Raw genomic sequence first — 17,129 nt, 5'->3', positions numbered from 1 at the left:
ATATTCTAAGTAAGGAGGAAAGATGTAGATGCTTATATATTATTGTATTTCTTTAATGATACTTTTAACTATGCTTATGACTGGAATTATTAATCCAATTTGTTCATTCCTTAGTGGCGATACTGAAATTAGATTTAATGGAATTCTATATACTAATTTAAACGAAGAAAAATATAAAAAGATATTATTTTCAACTTTTTTAAATTTTATTATTTTAATATTATGTCTATGTATAGTATGTTTTAAATTTAACCCTTTCTTTCCTATATTCTTAGCTATATTGTGCATAATATTTTTACAACACCATATATTAAAATCACTAAGATAAAAGTTATTTATAAAATCTTATTTAAATGAATAATAAATTAAATAGTAATGTAAAAACTAAATACCATTTCAAATATTTTATATATAAAACTAATAAGGGATTCGTATTTAAAATACGAATCCCTTTCCTTTTACTTTAATTTAAATATTCTGCTTAAATAAATTGTTTTTATCTACTTACTATAGTTGAAAGCGTAGCTACATATTTCCCATCTAAATCCTTATATACTGCTGATATGCCACTAACTCCTTCTTTAAAAAGCTTAGTATCTAGTTCTAAATTTCCATTATTTAAAGAACTTTCAACATCAACATTTGATATGTCAATACTTTGTCCACCTGTATTTCTTCTTATGTTTATTTCTTTAGGTGCTAATCTTTCTCCATCTTTTCCTACAAAGGATTCATTTATAACATATTTTCCTTCAACTTCTTCTGGTGATCTTATAACTATATATTGTTCTTTTATGCTTACATTGTTAAGCTTCTTTAAACCTTTTATTTTAGATATATCTCTTATTTCATTGCAGTCAAGATTTAAGTCTTCTATATTTACAGCATATTGTAAACCTTCTAAGTTTGCTATTCCATATCCAACTGCTGATAAGTTTGTTAACTTATTCATATCTCCTCTTGTTATTACATCACTTGATATATTTAATTGATCTTTTATAGCCCTTTTTAATTCATTATCTGGTATATTAACTTCCTCTGTTAAATCAATAGCTGCCTCTAAATTATCCATAGCCTCTCTAAGCTCTATAATAGTAGAGTCTATTACCTCTTGTTCTGGATTAGGAGTTTCTAATACTTTATTAGCCTTTTCTAGAGCAACTTGTAATTTATTAAAGCTTTCCTCTGTATATAAATTTTCATCTACTCCTCTTGCTTCCTCAACTATTCTTTCTAAAGCAGTAAAATCCTTAGAGTCTGCATATAATAACTTAGCATCTGCCCAGTCTGCATGATCTCCTCCATTTCCATTTTCACCATCTTTAGCTACTAATTTAAGTTCACTTACTCCAACTATTGGAATTAAAACATGCTTTCTTGGAGTCTCTGAATTCATAACACCACTATCAAATACTTTTTTTCCATCAGCATAAACTTCAAAACTTAAAGATGATACATCAGAATTTCTCATCTCTCTATCTACACCAACATATGCTTCAAAGAACTTATAATTTCCCTCAGATAAATCATATACTATTGTTGAAGTTGCATGAGTTCCAATACCTTTCTTATACTCCACTTCTTGTCCATCTTCACCAAGTAAAGTTATGGTATTATTTTCAACACTTCTATCTTTTTGTACACTTCTCCAACCTGAATTAGCTGATTTCCAGTTCTTATCACTTATATAATCATAAGCATTAACAACTGATACTTTTCTATCTAGTGTAGTTTTATTTCCATGAGAATCAGTAACTTCATAGGATACTACATAGTTACCTCCTCTTTTTGTATTTACATTATTATTTATAACTTTTATATTCTTTGTTATGTCTCCATCTTCAGGATCATTAGCAACCATTCCTTGTAATGGGTTAAATGAATCACCTATATTTAAGGCTACCTCTTCCCCAGTTAATATTGGTTTATCGCTTGTAGTATAAACTTTTGCATCTGCCCAGTCTGCATGATCTCCGGCATTTCCATTTCCACCATCTTTAGCGACTAATTTAAGCTCACTTGCTCCTGCTATTGGAATTAAAACATGCTTTCTTTCAGTGTTTACATTCATAACACCGCTATCAAATACTTTTTTTCCATCAACGTAAACTTCAAATATTACTGATGGCTCATTAGAGTTTCTCATTTCTCTATCTACACCAACATAAGTTTCAAACATTCCATAATTTTTACCTGATAAATCATAAACTATCTCTGAGTTTGCATGAGTTCCAAGACCTTTATCATATTCTACTTCTTGTCCATTTTCACCAAGTAAAGTTATTCTATTATCTTCAACACTTAAGTCTTTTTTTACATCTCTCCATCCAGATGATGCTGATTTCCATTCCTTATCACTTAAACTTTCAGCTGTAGTTATTGTGTATATTTTTCTTTCCTTAGTAACTGTGTTTCCGTCTTTATCTGTAACTTCATAAACTACAGTGTATATTCCACCTCTATTTGCTTCAAAATCACTTGATTTTACTTTTATGCTTGATGTTAAATCACCATCTTCTACATCATTAGCAGTAACACCATCTAATATATTAAAATTATCCTTAACATTTATTACTGCATCTTCAGTTTTTATTTTAGGCTTTACATTATTAGTTGATAACTTAGGGTTTACTATTATACCGTGGTCTGATGTATTTCCATTTCCACTATCACTAACTTGTATCTCTAATTTGTTAATTCCTTTAACTGGAATATTTATTTCTACCATATTATCATTATATTTTAAAACCTTAGTTGTTTCTAAAGTCTCTCCATCTGCTATAACCTTAAAAGAAATACTTGAATTATCGTTAGCTCCTATTGTTTGATCAACACCTAATAAAGCTTCAAATCTGTCATAATCTTTTCCCTCTAAATCATATACAACTTTTCCATTAGCATGTATTCCTATGCCCTTATCAAAGGTTTTAATTTCTCCATTTACTCTACCTTTTATATTTGTATTTCTTCTTGGAGTTCCCCATTGAGTTTCTACTGATTCCCACTCTTCATCTGATAAATAGTCATAAGTACTAACTACTTCAACTTTAAGAGCTTTTTCTTTAGTTTCCTCTTCATCAGTGACTTTATAAACAACTTCATATTCACCTTTCTTAGTGTTATCAACAGTATTCTTAATTACTTCAATTTTATTGCTTATATCATTTCCTTCGTAATTATAAGCTTTTACGTAATCCAATGGGTTAAACTCTTCATTAAGCGCTATTAAAACCTTTTGTTGTGCACTAATACTTGGAGCATGTAATTTAAAATTATAAGGCTTACTAGGATTTATTTCATTGTCATAAGCAACTATACTGTATTCATGGTTTTCATCTATATTAGCTCCGTGATCAACAAAATTATTTGTTGATGTAAATCCTATTGTTTTGCCATCCCTAGATATTTCATATCCTATAACATTGTTTTTATTTTCATTATCTATATCAAAAGAAATTGATACATCATTTCCGTTTACTATTTTTGCTTCTGCCTCGAACTTAAGATTTTCTGTAAATACTCCACCTTTATTTAAGTACATTTTATCATTTGCGTACCATAATTTATTAGATGGTTTAGGATATTTAGATGTATATTCCTTAGTCTCTTTCCATACATCCATTCCATGTCTTTCAAAATGCTCTGATAAGTCTAACTTAAACACATCTGATGCAGCCATAACCCATGCATTGTGTTTATTTTCCCAACTTCCACCACCTATATCTCTACTTCTAAATTCTTGTTCAAATCTTGGCCAGAAAGTTTTATCATATAACTGTAATTGCCATAAAGGGGCTACATGAGATAATAAAGATTTATCACTTTCTGGATAATATTCATTATTAGAATAATCATCTAAAGCCACCTTTGGTAATATGTTTCTTTCCCATAAATTTTGTCTAGTTATATTAGATGGTACACCTTTAATTCTCTCAAAATGAAGTGGAAGCATATTATTAGTTACCTCTACTATAGTTCTATTATTAGTGTCAAAATTATGACCCATTTCATGCATAAATCCCCAACCAGTATCTACGCCTAACGCTCCACCTTGCTCTGCTTTATTAAATCCTGTTATTCCATTTCCAGCATTCATAAAGCCTCCATTGTCTAACCATTTAAGCATACTTATATATCTAAAGTTAAAGTCAGAGTTAACCTCACTAGATTCATCAAATCCCCAATATTTCATAGTTTCTTTAATTACTTCATCACTTTTATTTGCAGTTTCACTTGGTAATTTATTATTATTTTTATACCAATTTAAAGCATAGGTTGCAGTTACGTTAACTAATGTTTTATCACTAAATACATCAAATACATCTGGTAATTGAGGATCCTTTTTTAATAAATCAACATATTCTTCAAGATCATTCATAACTTCTTCATCATTATCAATGCCTTTTATATAGTTTGGATAGTTTATAGCACCCTCTATTCTTATTTTAGGCTTTCTTCCTTGTTCTTCTGAAGTGTATGGGTTACTTGTATAAAGTACACCTGCCTTAGCTGTTCCTGGTCTTAACTCATTTGTAGGTTTTTCTGGTATAGTTATTACATTTTTACCTTTGCTTAAACTTATAGTAACATCTCCGTTATGCTGACTATCCATTTGTTTAAATACTAATTTTGGTGTTGGCTTTCCATCTTCCACATCAACATAAACAGTTATTACTTGTCCAGATTTTACTGCATAGCCAGTTGGTTGCCAGTCTTGGAAATTCCAAACCTTTCTTTTTTGAGATTCTTTAATTGAGTTTCCTCTACTTTGTAATTCAAATACAGTAGATCCTGTATTTCCTGCTAATACTTCTTTAGCAAGTTCTAATTTTTCCTTATATAAATTTACTAAGGGATGATTTTTTACCTCTTCCTCTAATGAAGCTAATTTTTCTTCTGTATTAAAGTCTTCTGATAATTCATTCATTAATCCATTTGTAAATAGTTTATCAACTTTATCTGATGTTTTATCTTCTTTATATAATCCAAATTCACTAGCACAAGCCCAGTTTTCATAACCTTTTTTGAATACAAATTTAATTCTCTTAAATTCTGTTGGATTAAATTTTATTTCTACAGAATTTTGAGTTATATTAGCATTGCCACTAGTTACCTTTTGATAATTATCTCCCTTAGTTGTTCTTGATGCATAAATATCAAAAGCTTCAGCAAATCCTCTATTTGAACCACGAGGTGCTGTATATACTATTCTATCTAATGTAGTTAATTCTTCTAATTCTATTTCAACTTCATTTGTAAAGTTTTCTGTATTTTGCTTTCCTGAATGCCATTTTGTATTGAAATCTCCATCTATAGCTTTATCTATAGATTCTGATGCATATTGTCCACCATTGGTTTTTATTGATTTTATTTTGCTTTTATCTAACTTATAGATAGCATCATAAGCTTTAAGTAATTCATTATCTGGATTTAAAAAGTCAGATACTTTAGCATCAGTATATTGAACCTCTTTATTTTCAATAATTAACTTAGCATTCTCTAATTCTTCTTTATAATCATTATAAAAAGGATGCTCCTTAGCTTCTGATTCTAACTTTTCTATTTTTTCTAAAGTATTAAATTCTTCAGATACTTGACTCATAGTGCTATCTGTGAATAATCTACTCATTTTATCTCTTAACTGATCTTCTTTATAGAAAGTAAATTCTGATGCTAAAGCCCAATTTTCATATCCTTTTTTAAATACAAATTTAACTCTTCTTGCCTCTGTTGGATTAAACTTAATTTCTATTGATCCTTTTGTTACTTCACTGCTTCCTGATGTTACTTTTTCAAAAGTATCTCCAGAAGTTGTCTTTGATGTATATATATCAAAGGCCTCAGCAAATCCTCTCATATTTAAGTTTGTGTAAACTACTCTATCTAAAGTCTCTAATTTATCTAAAGTAATTATTACTTCATTTGTAAAATCAGAACTATTTTGCTTTCCAGAATGCCATTTTGTATTAACATCGCCATCAATAGCTCTATCTATTGTATTCTCTGCATAATTTCCTCCATTAGTCGTTATTGATGATGTATTTATCTTAAATAGTTCATTATATTTTTTTAATGATTCATCATTAAAATCTTTAAACTTACTTACTAAGGCATCCTTGTAAACTACATTGTTTCCTTGTAAAACTAACTTAGCATTTTCTATTATTTCTCTAAAACTCTCATAAAATGGATGATCTTTAATCTCATTTTCAAAAACATCTAATTTTTCTATAGTGTCAAATTCTGGATTCACCTTGTTTTTCTCTTCATTTATGAATATAGAATTCACCTTATCCATGATTTTATCTTCCTTATAAAACCAAAACTCTGAAGCACTTGCCCAGTCTCTATCTGCTACTTTAAAGACAAATTTAATTTTCTTAGCTTGTACTGTATCAAACTTAAATTCCATAAGGTTTCCTGTTGACTTGCTTGTCCCTTGAGAAACTAATTTAAAGTCATCATCATTTCCAGTTTGTGAAGCATATATATCAAACTCTGTTGGATATCCCTTTCCTCTTGCTCCATCTTGTCTTGTTGCATATGCTATTCTATCTATTGATTCTAAATCATTAAATTCAACTACAACTTCATTTGTAAAATCAGAACTATTTTGTCTTCCTGTTTCCCAGTGAGTAGATAAATCACCATCTATAGCTTTATCTATAGAGCTTGATGAATATTGTCCACCATTATTTGTTATTGAAACTATTTCATTTCTCTGTACTTTGTACTTTTGATTATATGCATCAAAATTCTCGTAGCTATTTAAATTGAATTGATTTATAGATGCTTGATTTATTACGCTTTCTTCTATAGAACTTATCTTTTCCTTTATTACCTCACTAGCATAAACATTCAAAATAGGACTTGCATTTGACATTATCATTGATGCAATAAGAATTTTAGATATTTTTTTCTTCATAATTTTCCCCCTCATATTATTATGTAACCACGAGTCATCTCTCTACGCCTATACCATTTAATAAAGTATTTTTACTAAAAAAAACTATCCTTAATATTAATTAAAGGATAGTTGCATAAAAACAGTTCTAAAAATAAATATATACTTAAGTATATATTTATAAATTAACTCTATTAAAACAAAGAATATTAATTCTTCGGCAACTGGCTAGCATAGTTATCATATAACCTTAGCCCCTTTAGCTTTGCGTCTCTAGATTTCCCTAGGTTTGCCAATATATTATTTTAGTATTTATATAATACAAAAATTTAATCCTATATTCAATATAAGATATTCTAATTTTTTATGTAATATTATAAAAAACGACTTGTTTTTTATACTTTTTACATTTTATTCATCTTTTATAAAATCACTTTATAAATAAAATTAAACTCTAAAAACATTAATTTATAGAAGTTATACTATAAATAAAAAGCTAGCAGGATTTTTTATTTTTTTCTTGCTAGCTTTTCATTTATTAATTATATTATTAATTTGTAAAATTAAATAAACACATGTATTTTTATAGTTTTATATTAATTTAAAGCTATATTACTTTAAATCTTCTACTACCTTAGCCATAGTTAATGCTAAATTATCACCTTTTGAATTATCTCTAAAAAGATTAAATTCCTTATTAGCAGTTACTATTTTTACTTCCTCATTTTCATCTTTAGTAGTTACTGAAAATTCTTTTAAGTCTTTAAATGGTATATGATCAACCTCTCTTGTTTCTTCAGCATAACCTAAGGATGCATGTCCTACATGCTCTAAATAAAGAGAATCCTTAGTTACAATTAGATTTACTTTATACGCAACATCTCCACCAGCTCCAGTTACTAAATTTGATAAAAAATTTATAGCTGCATCCTTATTACTCACTTGTTTCATAACTGTAATCTTCATTAGAATATCTTCTTCTTTTAGATTTAATTTAAACATAAAAACACCCCATCTTCATATTTATTTATAATTAATTTTTACCACATTTAAAGAATTGATCATATAAAGCTTTTATTAATCCCAAAACAATAATAATTCCTTGGGTTATCATTATAGCATTATAATATTTCTTATCTATAAATATACTAATAAGAGCAATTATTATTACACTTAATCCTATTATCAAAAAATCCATTCCAACAATTCTAGATACTTTCTCTTTATCATGCTTTTTTTCATCAAAGCCATTAAGAATATCTCCACAATTAAAATATTTAATTATTACCCCTAAAAAGGTTAATATTCCTCCCCCTAAAAAAGCAAGTACTAGAATTCCTGTTAAATCTGCTTGTTTCATAAACTCTCCCCAATCTATATTATCTAATTACTATATTAACTTATTTTACAATATATACAAATTAATTAAAATCTCTAGATTTATTCAAATCATTTAAATTCTATACAATTGGGGTTTCTTATAAAAAAATTCCAGTAGAAATATCCAACTACTCTACTGGAATTATTTTTTAAATATAAGAGATACTTTATTATTTTTTTATTAAAAAGTCTTAATCTAAAGATTAAACTTTTATATAAAAGACTTTATATTAAAACTTTAAAAATCTATTAATTATTATACGTAATTTTTAGACTTACAAAGTTTCTTAAACTCGTCAGCTACGAATTGTACTTGTGTTCCAACTATAACTTGAACACTTGTTTTTCCAGGTCTTATAACTCCTGAAACACCAGATGATTTTATCTTTTTCTCATTAACTAGTGTGCTGTCTTTTACTTCTAATCTTAATCTAGTTATACAGTTATCAATTGAAGTAATATTAGAAGGTCCACCTAGTCCTTCTAAGATGATTTTTGCAACTTCAGTGTAGTTATTATTTGCTAAAACTGCATTTGAATCATCATCCTCATCATCTTCTCTACCTGGAGTCTTTAAGTCAAATTTCTTTATCATAACTACGAATACTAAGTAGTATATAACTCCCACTACTAAACCTATACCTAATAAGTATAATGGGTTTAATGCCATTGGTGATGCAAAACTTAATATCCAGTCTACTAAACCAGCACTAAAGTTAAATCCTGCTCTTACTGGTAAAGCAGCAACAACTGCCATAGATATTCCTGTTAATAAAGCATGAGCTACATATAAAGCAGGTGCTAAGAACATGAATGCAAATTCTAATGGTTCAGTTACTCCTGTAACGAATGATGATAAAGCAGCAGCTAATAATATACCAGCAGCAGCCTTCTTTTTATTAGTTTTTGCACAACGATACATTGCAAAAGCAGCAGCAGGTAAACCAAACATCATTACTGGGAAGAAACCTGACATATACATACCAGTTTGTCCTAAAGTACCTGTTCCAGCCCAGAAGTTTCCTATATCATTTATACCAGCAACGTCAAACCAGAATACTGAGTTTAAAGCATGGTGTAAACCAAGTGGTATTAATAATCTATTGAAGAATCCATAAACACCAGCTCCTATTGGTCCCATAGCTATTATTGATTCACCAAATGAAACTAATGCGCTATATATTACAGGATATACAAAGTATAAAACTAAAGAAGCTACTATTGAAGCAAGTGCTGTTACTATAGCAACACATCTTCTTCCACTAAAGAATCCTAAGAAATCTGGTAATTTAGTATTTTTAAACCTATTATAACAACCAGCTCCTATTAAACCGGCTACGATACCTATAAATTGGTTTTGTATCTTTCCAAAGGCTGGGTTAACAGCTTCAACATCTACTCCTTGCATCATTGCAACAACTGCACTAGATAATAATGTAGTTATCATAAGCCATGATACTAAACCTGCTAAACCTGCTGCTCCATCATTATCATCTGACATACCAACAGCTACCCCAATAGCAAATAAGATTGCCATGTTATCTATAATAGCTCCACCAGATTTTAATAAGAATGCTGATACTACACTATTAGCACCCCATCCAGATGGGTCTAGCCAATATCCAATTCCCATTAATATGCCTGCTACTGGAAGTGCAGCAACTGGTAGCATTAAAGATTTACCTAATTTCTGAAAATATTTCATCATATTAATATTCCCCCTATAAATTCCACTAACTGTTAAATTGATTCTTTAAGAACCCCTTTTTTTCTGAAAGAATCAAACTAATCTTTCATAGTAAATTAACAGATTATAAATTAGAATATATTTATTTATGATTGCTTTAAAACGTTTTCTTAAACTATAAAATTCACAATAAATTTTGTAGTTTACATAATATCAATTTTTCCCTCTATAACACCTCCTAAAATAATCTAGTAAAAATTAAACTTAATAAACTTATTAAATCTATATAACTAGTTCCCTTAAACTAATTAATATATTATTTAATTGTTTATTAATTGTACACTTCTATTAAAAATGTATTCTAAACTTTTAATATGTTGATTATATCGTGTGACAATATTAATAAAATAAAATCATAGTCTTAAATTTAATAATTAAATAAAAATCACCCTTCATCTAAAGACTATACTGTAATTTAAAATACACCTTCAATATCTATATACATATTTTTACTTTTATTACAACTTTATTATAACATGTAAAATTATTTTATATTATGTATTTTAAGTAAACATTTCATTAAAATTCTTTATAAGTAACACTATCCTGATATAATGAATGTAAATATATAATATCTAAGCATATAATTTTATAAAAAGGAGTGATTTTAATAATGAAACTTTTTAGGAAAACCTTTGTTGTTGAGCTAAAGGATTCATTACAGTACCCTTCAGCTAATACCATATGCGATACGATTTTAAAGCAAGAAAGTAATGTTGAATTTATAAGTAAAGAAAAACCTGTAATCTTTAAATTAGACAATGTGATCTATGAAGTAGAAATTACAATGGCTCGTGGTGGTTATGAATTGGCTTGTAAAGAGATTAAATAGCTTTTTATTATATTTTTTAAAAGTACCAATAGATAGAACTATTATATTTTTAATCTCTCCCATATAATAAAATATAATTAAAGAACCTATTATATTGCTTCTTATTTAAGTTATAAAAAAATATAAATAAAGGGCTTGTATCAAAATTAATTTTGATATAGCCCTTTTGTTCTACTTATTTTTTACATTTCATTTTGTCTTGAACATCCATTAATGCTTCACCAAATCTTTGGAAGTGAACAATTTCTCTTTCTCTTAAGAAACGTAAGATTTCCTTTATATCTTGGTCATCAGTTAAGTTTATAAGCCATTGGTAAGTTGCTCTAGCCTTTTGCTCTGCTGCCATATCTTCATGTAAATCAGCTACAACATCACCCTTTGCTTGAATGTAAGTTGCTGTCCATGGATTTCCTTGAGCATCAGAGTAAAATAATGCTTTACCATGGTCTGTGTAACGTTCAGCTAGTCCAGCCTTTTTCAAATCCTCAAGAGAAGCATTCTCCATTAACTGATAAATCATAGTTGCAATCATTTCTACGTGAGCCATTTCTTCTGTTCCTATGTCAGTTAATAATCCTTTTGCTTTATTAGTTGGCATTGTATATCTTTGATTTAAATATCTAAGTGCTGCACTTAACTCTCCATCTGGTCCACCATATTGAGATATTAAAAACTTTGCCATTCTAAGATCGTTACACTTTAAGTTTATTGGATATTCTAAAGTTTTTACATAATACCACATAATTAAATCCTCCTAATATCTAATTTCCCAAGGCCAAGGTTGTTCAATCCACGCAACTGGATTTTCTACATAAGCCTGCCCAAAATTTCTTATAGGTCCATATTCACATTCAAATCTTTCTATTAATTCGCTTAATTTTGAAGATATTTCTTTATAGTCCTCAGTAGCTTTTCTGTTTTCTGGGAAATTATCAAGATAAAGATTTAATTCCACTGCATAAAATTGTAACTTTTGTATATCATCTAATAATTCTAGTGCTTTCATAATTTCACCTCATTAACATTCTTTCTTTTCTTTATATGGTCTGTATAAATCTTTAAAGATTGTTCCTTTCCAGAAACCTTTACAGATTGAATATAAGTTTTCATATTTCTGAGGTAATATATATGCACGTGCATACTCTAATTTAAATTTGTCATCAGTACAATCATACATATTATTTATCCATCCTTTACATATATGGTAATTTCGTTATAGTAATATACTATGCCTATATATAAAATGATGTTACATATTCCTTTTAATCAAATTCATTTATTCTAAAAATAAAAGACCTTCTTAATGATTCATTAAAGTTTCATTATTTATAGAAACTCTTTGAAAGATCAAGTTAGGTCTTAATATAGACTTTAACAATGCCCCATTGTAAATAAGAAGGCAAATATTATCTTAGGTATTAATATACTTTAACTTTCACTTAAGCAAAAGCTAATTTTTTAAGTTATATAGAATATAGCTTACTATTCTCTTTATTGCAAAGATGTATTTTTATCTTTTAAAGTCATTTTTAGTATATGACTTTTACTATACTGCTTATTTTAAAATCTTATAAACTTCTTCTACCTTTAATAGCTTAATTTTTGATTAACATAAGTTTTATTGCAAACTATGCTTTAGAAGGTTTGCTTCTAAAGAACTATTAAGATTTTTGATTGAAATACTGTTTATTGCAAACCATATTTACCCTTGAAGTTTTCTAGAGCAAAATTATAATTTTTCTTATCATCATCAGTAAAATCTCTTAGATTCTTAAAGTTGTCTATATCTGAGCAAATATCAAACCCACACTCTTCACTCATCATATATTTTAAGAAATCTTTATATTTTTTATTGATTACATCTTTCCCAAACCTTTTAAAAATCTCATAATAAAACTTTTCAAAGCCCTCTGTTGTCAAAGGATTTAGTACCATAAATTTATCTTTAATCTTTAAATCTAATAAAATAAATTCAAATCCAATTAAGCTTTCAAAGGCATCATTAGCATCCTCTCTTACTCTTCCAATCTTCACCTTTTTTACCTCCTAAAATAAGACTAATTACTTACTTCTATTCTTCTTACTTATTTCCTTTAAATATTTACTTATTTTATTATTTATCAAATTAAGTAATTATATCCATAAGTTTATTCTAAAAGGTATAAGCTTTTAAACTTTTAATATCTAATGGCTTTGAGAAATAATATCCTTGAATATAAATTTTTTCATAAAGAAAGGTTTTTATTATATCAACCTGCTCTTTTTCCTCTATCCCCTCAATAACTATAGACTTATCTGATAATCTACATATATCTAATATAAAGTCTATTACTTTAAGGCTTATTTCTGAATCATTAATTCCATCTGCAAAAAACTTATCTAATTTAATAATATTAGAATCTATTTTCTTTAATAAATCTAAATTTGAGTACTCCACACCAAAGTCATCTATTGCGATTAAAATACCATTATCCTGTAAAAACTTGATGTTTTCTTGTATTTTTTCTATTTCCTCTACTCCAAACTTTTCTATAATCTCTAGACAAATACTATTTTTTATTATTTTGTTATCATTAACTATTTTCACTATTTTCTTTAAAAACTCTCTATCTTTTATCTCATTAAAAGATACATTTAGAGAAATATAAAAATCTTTTTCATTGATATTGTCGTAACACCTTATAATATTATAATCTTTAATTACCCTCTTTAAGACCCACAATGTAATTTCTTTCATCATATTGGCGTCTTCTATATCCTTCATAAAATGATATGGAGTTAGTAATTTGCCATCTTTTCTTAAACGCAATAAAGCCTCAACGCTTCTTACTCTATTATGTTTAAAATCCACTATTGGTTGATAATACAAAGTATAATTGTCTTTTTTTAGATCATTATATATTTTTTTCTTTTTAAATATTTTAACTATTCTCTTTTTAACCTTCTTGAACATAATTATACATATAATAAAAAGAATTAAAATAACTACATTCTTATTAGTAGTATCAATAATAAAGTTATCAATTTTTTTAAAATAAGGATTATTACCAAGATATGCATTAAGATTAATTGTACTAAGCGCTCCATCAATTTTTTTTATTAACTCTTTATTATTCTTATTTGCTACAATATATTTTTCTCCAGATGAAAATTCAAAAACTTCTTTAATATTTTTTCCTTTATTTTTTATATCACTATCTGGATTATCCACAATAAAATCTACTTTATTATGAATTAATAAAGTCTTTACTGCTTTATAAGAAGATCCATTAACTAGTTCAACATTTATATTTCTTTTTTTTAGATAATCTAATATCCATTCATTATCTAATTCACCCTCTATATATCCCATTTTCATACCATTTAAAGCTTCTAAATCACCATATTTTATATTCTTATTTGTATATATAAAATTCAGCTCATCATTTATAGATTTATTTGTAAACTTAAAGGATTCTTCTCTCGCTGGAAGCTTATTTATTCCAAATACTAAATCTATTTCTCCGTTTTTAAGTTCTTTTAAAAGATCTGGCACATTTCCATTTACATATTCTACCTTAAAATTAAGTTTTTTAGCTAAATTTTCAGTTATATCCTTATAATATCCACAAACATTTGCTTTATTATTAATATAAAAATGAGGATAGTCATCATAAAATCCAATTTTTAATAAGGTTTTTCTTTTTTCTTTATTTATAATTGATCCATAGCATAAACATAACATTATAAATACAAGAAAAAAGAGGATAATCATTATAAACCTCTTACTTTTTTTCATAAATTAACTCTCCACTATATTATTTAAATTTATCCATTATTCTACAGATTATAACATATTTAATAATTTTTTTAAAACAACTTTTAACATTTTTAATACTTTATTTTAGAGTATAAAATCCAAAAATATCATAAGATAACATTTTCATCGTTAAAACAAACGATTACACTTAAAAATAAGAATAAATTTAAAATTAAATATAATTAAAATTTATTTTGAAAATTTTTAGTTCATATTTGAGTATAACTTTAAATATATAAACTTTAATAATACTATTGGATTAAAAATTTAACATTTATTGTAAGCTATTTATTTTTATTCTCCTTAATAATACCAAGAATTATATAATTTTATATTAAAATCAGGAGTTGAATTAAAGCGATTTCCTTCATAAATCATTCTTAGATTATCATTTAAATCTATACCTACCAAAAACATCCCTGATTTTGTTGAGAGTCTTTCATTACAATAATAATAAACAGGTATTTCATTTGGCATATAAGGTCCAAGTACACAACTTCTCCCTAAACACACATTATAAATACTTAGATATATAAAAATTCATTTATATACTATCAATCTAAAACTTTTATTACAATTTAAAATTGTACTGTTTTATAATTTAAGTAAGGAATTGAAAAATAATTAGTCTTATTAAATACATATAAGGAGTTAATTTAATTATGAATAGACATTTTACTGTTTCAGTATTTATTGTATGTAAAGATAAGGTATTATTACATTTACATAAGAAAGCTAAAAAAATGCTCCCTTTAGGTGGACATATTGAAGTAAATGAATTGCCTGAAGAAGCATGTATTCGTGAAGCAAAAGAAGAAGCTGGATTAAATGTAACTTTATATAATCCCATAGACATAAATCTAAAAAAATCATGTGATTTATCTGGTGAAAAACTACTCATAAATCCTATACACACAATTTTGGGCGATGTAAGTCCTAATCATTCACATATAGACTTTGTTTATTATGCAACAACTACTTCCTTTGAGACCTCACCTGAAATTGGTGAATCTAAAATTCTTAAGTGGTATAGTAAAGAAGATTTAAAAAACGCACATAATATTCAAGAAAATATTTTAGTTATGGCTACTGAAGCATTAGACTTATTATGAAAAATTTGATTTACCATTGTTTATATCTTTAATTTAATTAATAGGCATAATATAAATCTGACAAGGATTCCATTGATCCCAAAGTGTAGGGAAGCATTCAAACTCTTTAAATCCAAGCTTTTTATAAAATGAATTTGTTATATCGTAAATATCATAACATCTTTCTTTTACTGTTTTGACTTGCATATATAAATATCCCTGTTCTTTGGCATAATCATAATAAGCTTTAAATAACTTAGTACCTATTTTATATCTATGAAATTCTTTTAATACTCCCATAACATAAATCTCTAAAGTATATGGACTTGTTTCTTTTAGTGCAATAAAGCCTCTTACTTGTCTATTTTCTATATCAGCCCAAAAAGACATTTCCTTACTACAATTAATATATTCAGCTGTACTCTCTGGCAACCCAAACCACTCCGGAAGTCCACATAGTATTTCTCGTGCTATTTTTTCTTTTCTATCTCTATCCTCAATTTTAAATATCATAGTTATTCCCCTTCGTAATCATTAAGTTTATATTTAAATACTAAAAATTTTAATTTCTTTTTATATTGTTTAACCAAATATCTTTTTAATAATATCAAAAGACCTTATTGAAAATAATTAACATAAAGTAAAACTTATCTAAGAACATACCTTTAATAAATTTTACATTCAGTTTAATTTTTTAAACTTACTTTATGATAAAATCTTATTATATTTCCAATTTTAGTATGAATTTATTTTGAAATAAAACTTTTTAAATTTCAATATAGACATGCATAATAATTTAGAAAAATACATAATTATTGGAGGTGAACTATGAAGTTTCAAAAGATTTTTGTGGTAATTTATGCTTTACTCTTAGCCTTTCTCATATTTTCACCAATTAAATTAATAGGAAGATCTACTATTGAAAATGGTGATATAAAGCTAAAGGTTTATTATCAAGCAGTTACTGGAGCAACTCACTATCTTAAAGAAGATTCAAAAAAGTTAAAAAAACTTTTAAAAGATACTTATCCAGAAGCAAATACTTCTCTTATAAAACTTGTAGGCAATACACCCTATGACCTCGTTTCTGATCCAGCTGAAATTGGTTCCCTTACTGTTTATGGGAAAGTAACAGATATAACTTATGAATTCTCTGGTGATGGTGCAGTACCTATCTTTGAAGTATCCTATTGGGATGTGCCTTTTAAAAGACTATTTTTAATACAGTATCACTGGTTTTTCATAGGAATGTTTGTACTATTCCCTATTTTCATAATAAATGCTTTACTATTACTTAAATCTTATAGAAAAAATAAATAATTATTTAAGCTCTAAAAAATATTTATATTAACATTAATTTAAAATCATACTAAGCT

13 protein-coding genes and 1 riboswitch are annotated in these 17,129 nt (G+C 26.9%); of the genes, 3 read left to right on the top strand and 10 right to left on the bottom strand.

Features of this window, described 5'->3' with window-relative positions; genetic code table 11:
* Positions 1–496: 496 nt before the first annotated feature.
* From CPF_RS05280 to nagE, 4 genes are all read right to left on the bottom strand, one after another.
* Entirely contained in the window at positions 497–6,925 is a 6,429-nt protein-coding gene (locus CPF_RS05280) for an NPCBM/NEW2 domain-containing protein (RefSeq protein ID WP_011590549.1), read from the bottom strand.
* Positions 6,926–7,120: 195 nt separating this feature from the next.
* A riboswitch (cyclic di-GMP riboswitch) is annotated at positions 7,121–7,208 on the bottom strand.
* Between the two features lie 308 nt (positions 7,209–7,516).
* Positions 7,517–7,906, bottom strand: coding sequence for a hypothetical protein (locus tag CPF_RS05275; RefSeq protein WP_041702644.1), 390 nt, complete (start codon positions 7,904–7,906; stop codon positions 7,517–7,519).
* A 31-nt stretch (positions 7,907–7,937) separates the two neighbouring features.
* The gene (locus CPF_RS05270) at positions 7,938–8,264 is read right to left on the bottom strand and encodes a DUF3784 domain-containing protein (protein ID WP_011590547.1); all 327 of its coding nucleotides are present in this window, start codon (positions 8,262–8,264) and stop codon (positions 7,938–7,940) included.
* Between the two features lie 276 nt (positions 8,265–8,540).
* Positions 8,541–9,992, bottom strand: a complete 1,452-nt coding sequence (gene nagE, locus CPF_RS05265) for an N-acetylglucosamine-specific PTS transporter subunit IIBC (protein ID WP_004458822.1) — start codon at positions 9,990–9,992, stop codon at positions 8,541–8,543.
* Between the two features lie 652 nt (positions 9,993–10,644).
* On the opposite strand from nagE, the gene CPF_RS05260 reads away from it, so the two are divergent.
* Positions 10,645–10,863, top strand: a complete 219-nt coding sequence (locus CPF_RS05260) for a DUF4318 domain-containing protein (RefSeq protein WP_003454064.1) — start codon at positions 10,645–10,647, stop codon at positions 10,861–10,863.
* Between the two features lie 175 nt (positions 10,864–11,038).
* On the opposite strand, the gene CPF_RS05255 is transcribed toward CPF_RS05260, so the two are convergent.
* The 5 genes from CPF_RS05255 to CPF_RS05240 all read right to left on the bottom strand — a co-directional run bounded on the left by CPF_RS05255 (position 11,039) and on the right by CPF_RS05240 (position 14,641).
* Positions 11,039–11,605, bottom strand: a complete 567-nt coding sequence (locus tag CPF_RS05255) for a manganese catalase family protein (protein ID WP_003480806.1) — start codon at positions 11,603–11,605, stop codon at positions 11,039–11,041.
* Between the two features lie 12 nt (positions 11,606–11,617).
* The gene (locus CPF_RS05250; RefSeq protein ID WP_003480805.1) at positions 11,618–11,869 is read right to left on the bottom strand and encodes a spore coat protein CotJB; all 252 of its coding nucleotides are present in this window, start codon (positions 11,867–11,869) and stop codon (positions 11,618–11,620) included.
* 12 nt (positions 11,870–11,881) lie between these two features.
* Positions 11,882–12,040 carry a spore coat associated protein CotJA gene (locus CPF_RS14755; protein ID WP_003453870.1) on the bottom strand — a complete coding sequence of 53 codons (159 nt, stop codon included), beginning with the start codon at positions 12,038–12,040 and terminating at the stop codon, positions 11,882–11,884.
* A 509-nt stretch (positions 12,041–12,549) separates the two neighbouring features.
* Positions 12,550–12,897 (bottom strand): hypothetical protein, encoded by a 348-nt coding sequence (locus CPF_RS05245; protein WP_003454002.1) that lies wholly within the window; start codon positions 12,895–12,897, stop codon positions 12,550–12,552.
* Between the two features lie 118 nt (positions 12,898–13,015).
* A complete protein-coding gene (locus CPF_RS05240; RefSeq protein ID WP_003460382.1) occupies positions 13,016–14,641 on the bottom strand; it encodes an EAL domain-containing protein in 1,626 nt (541 codons plus the stop codon).
* A 683-nt stretch (positions 14,642–15,324) separates the two neighbouring features.
* On the opposite strand from CPF_RS05240, the gene CPF_RS05235 reads away from it, so the two are divergent.
* On the top strand, positions 15,325–15,774 hold the full coding sequence (locus tag CPF_RS05235; RefSeq protein ID WP_003460384.1) for an NUDIX hydrolase: 450 nt from the start codon (positions 15,325–15,327) through the stop codon (positions 15,772–15,774).
* Between the two features lie 33 nt (positions 15,775–15,807).
* On the opposite strand, the gene CPF_RS05230 is transcribed toward CPF_RS05235, so the two are convergent.
* On the bottom strand, positions 15,808–16,266 hold the full coding sequence (locus CPF_RS05230) for a GNAT family N-acetyltransferase (protein WP_003460381.1): 459 nt from the start codon (positions 16,264–16,266) through the stop codon (positions 15,808–15,810).
* Between the two features lie 315 nt (positions 16,267–16,581).
* On the opposite strand from CPF_RS05230, the gene CPF_RS05225 reads away from it, so the two are divergent.
* Positions 16,582–17,073, top strand: coding sequence for a hypothetical protein (locus tag CPF_RS05225; RefSeq protein WP_003460378.1), 492 nt, complete (start codon positions 16,582–16,584; stop codon positions 17,071–17,073).
* Positions 17,074–17,129 lie beyond the last annotated feature (56 nt).

Source organism: Clostridium perfringens ATCC 13124 (assembly GCF_000013285.1).
GTDB lineage: Bacteria > Bacillota > Clostridia > Clostridiales > Clostridiaceae > Sarcina > Sarcina perfringens.
Note: the sequence above shows the minus strand (reverse complement) of the source record. Positions and strands in the feature narration are given on the sequence as shown.

Coding starts and splice junctions, on each gene's coding strand:
- CPF_RS05250 (WP_003480805.1), bottom strand. CDS start 11,869: ATGAAAGCACTAGAATTATTAGATGATATACAAAAGTTACAATTTTAT.
- CPF_RS05225 (WP_003460378.1), top strand. CDS start 16,582: ATGAAGTTTCAAAAGATTTTTGTGGTAATTTATGCTTTACTCTTAGCC.
- CPF_RS05275 (WP_041702644.1), bottom strand. CDS start 7,906: ATGTTTAAATTAAATCTAAAAGAAGAAGATATTCTAATGAAGATTACA.
- nagE (WP_004458822.1), bottom strand. CDS start 9,992: ATGATGAAATATTTTCAGAAATTAGGTAAATCTTTAATGCTACCAGTT.
- CPF_RS05260 (WP_003454064.1), top strand. CDS start 10,645: ATGAAACTTTTTAGGAAAACCTTTGTTGTTGAGCTAAAGGATTCATTA.
- CPF_RS05240 (WP_003460382.1), bottom strand. CDS start 14,641: ATGAAAAAAAGTAAGAGGTTTATAATGATTATCCTCTTTTTTCTTGTA.
- CPF_RS05270 (WP_011590547.1), bottom strand. CDS start 8,264: ATGAAACAAGCAGATTTAACAGGAATTCTAGTACTTGCTTTTTTAGGG.
- CPF_RS05235 (WP_003460384.1), top strand. CDS start 15,325: ATGAATAGACATTTTACTGTTTCAGTATTTATTGTATGTAAAGATAAG.
- CPF_RS14755 (WP_003453870.1), bottom strand. CDS start 12,040: ATGTATGATTGTACTGATGACAAATTTAAATTAGAGTATGCACGTGCA.
- CPF_RS05280 (WP_011590549.1), bottom strand. CDS start 6,925: ATGAAGAAAAAAATATCTAAAATTCTTATTGCATCAATGATAATGTCA.
- CPF_RS05255 (WP_003480806.1), bottom strand. CDS start 11,605: ATGTGGTATTATGTAAAAACTTTAGAATATCCAATAAACTTAAAGTGT.
- CPF_RS05230 (WP_003460381.1), bottom strand. CDS start 16,266: ATGATATTTAAAATTGAGGATAGAGATAGAAAAGAAAAAATAGCACGA.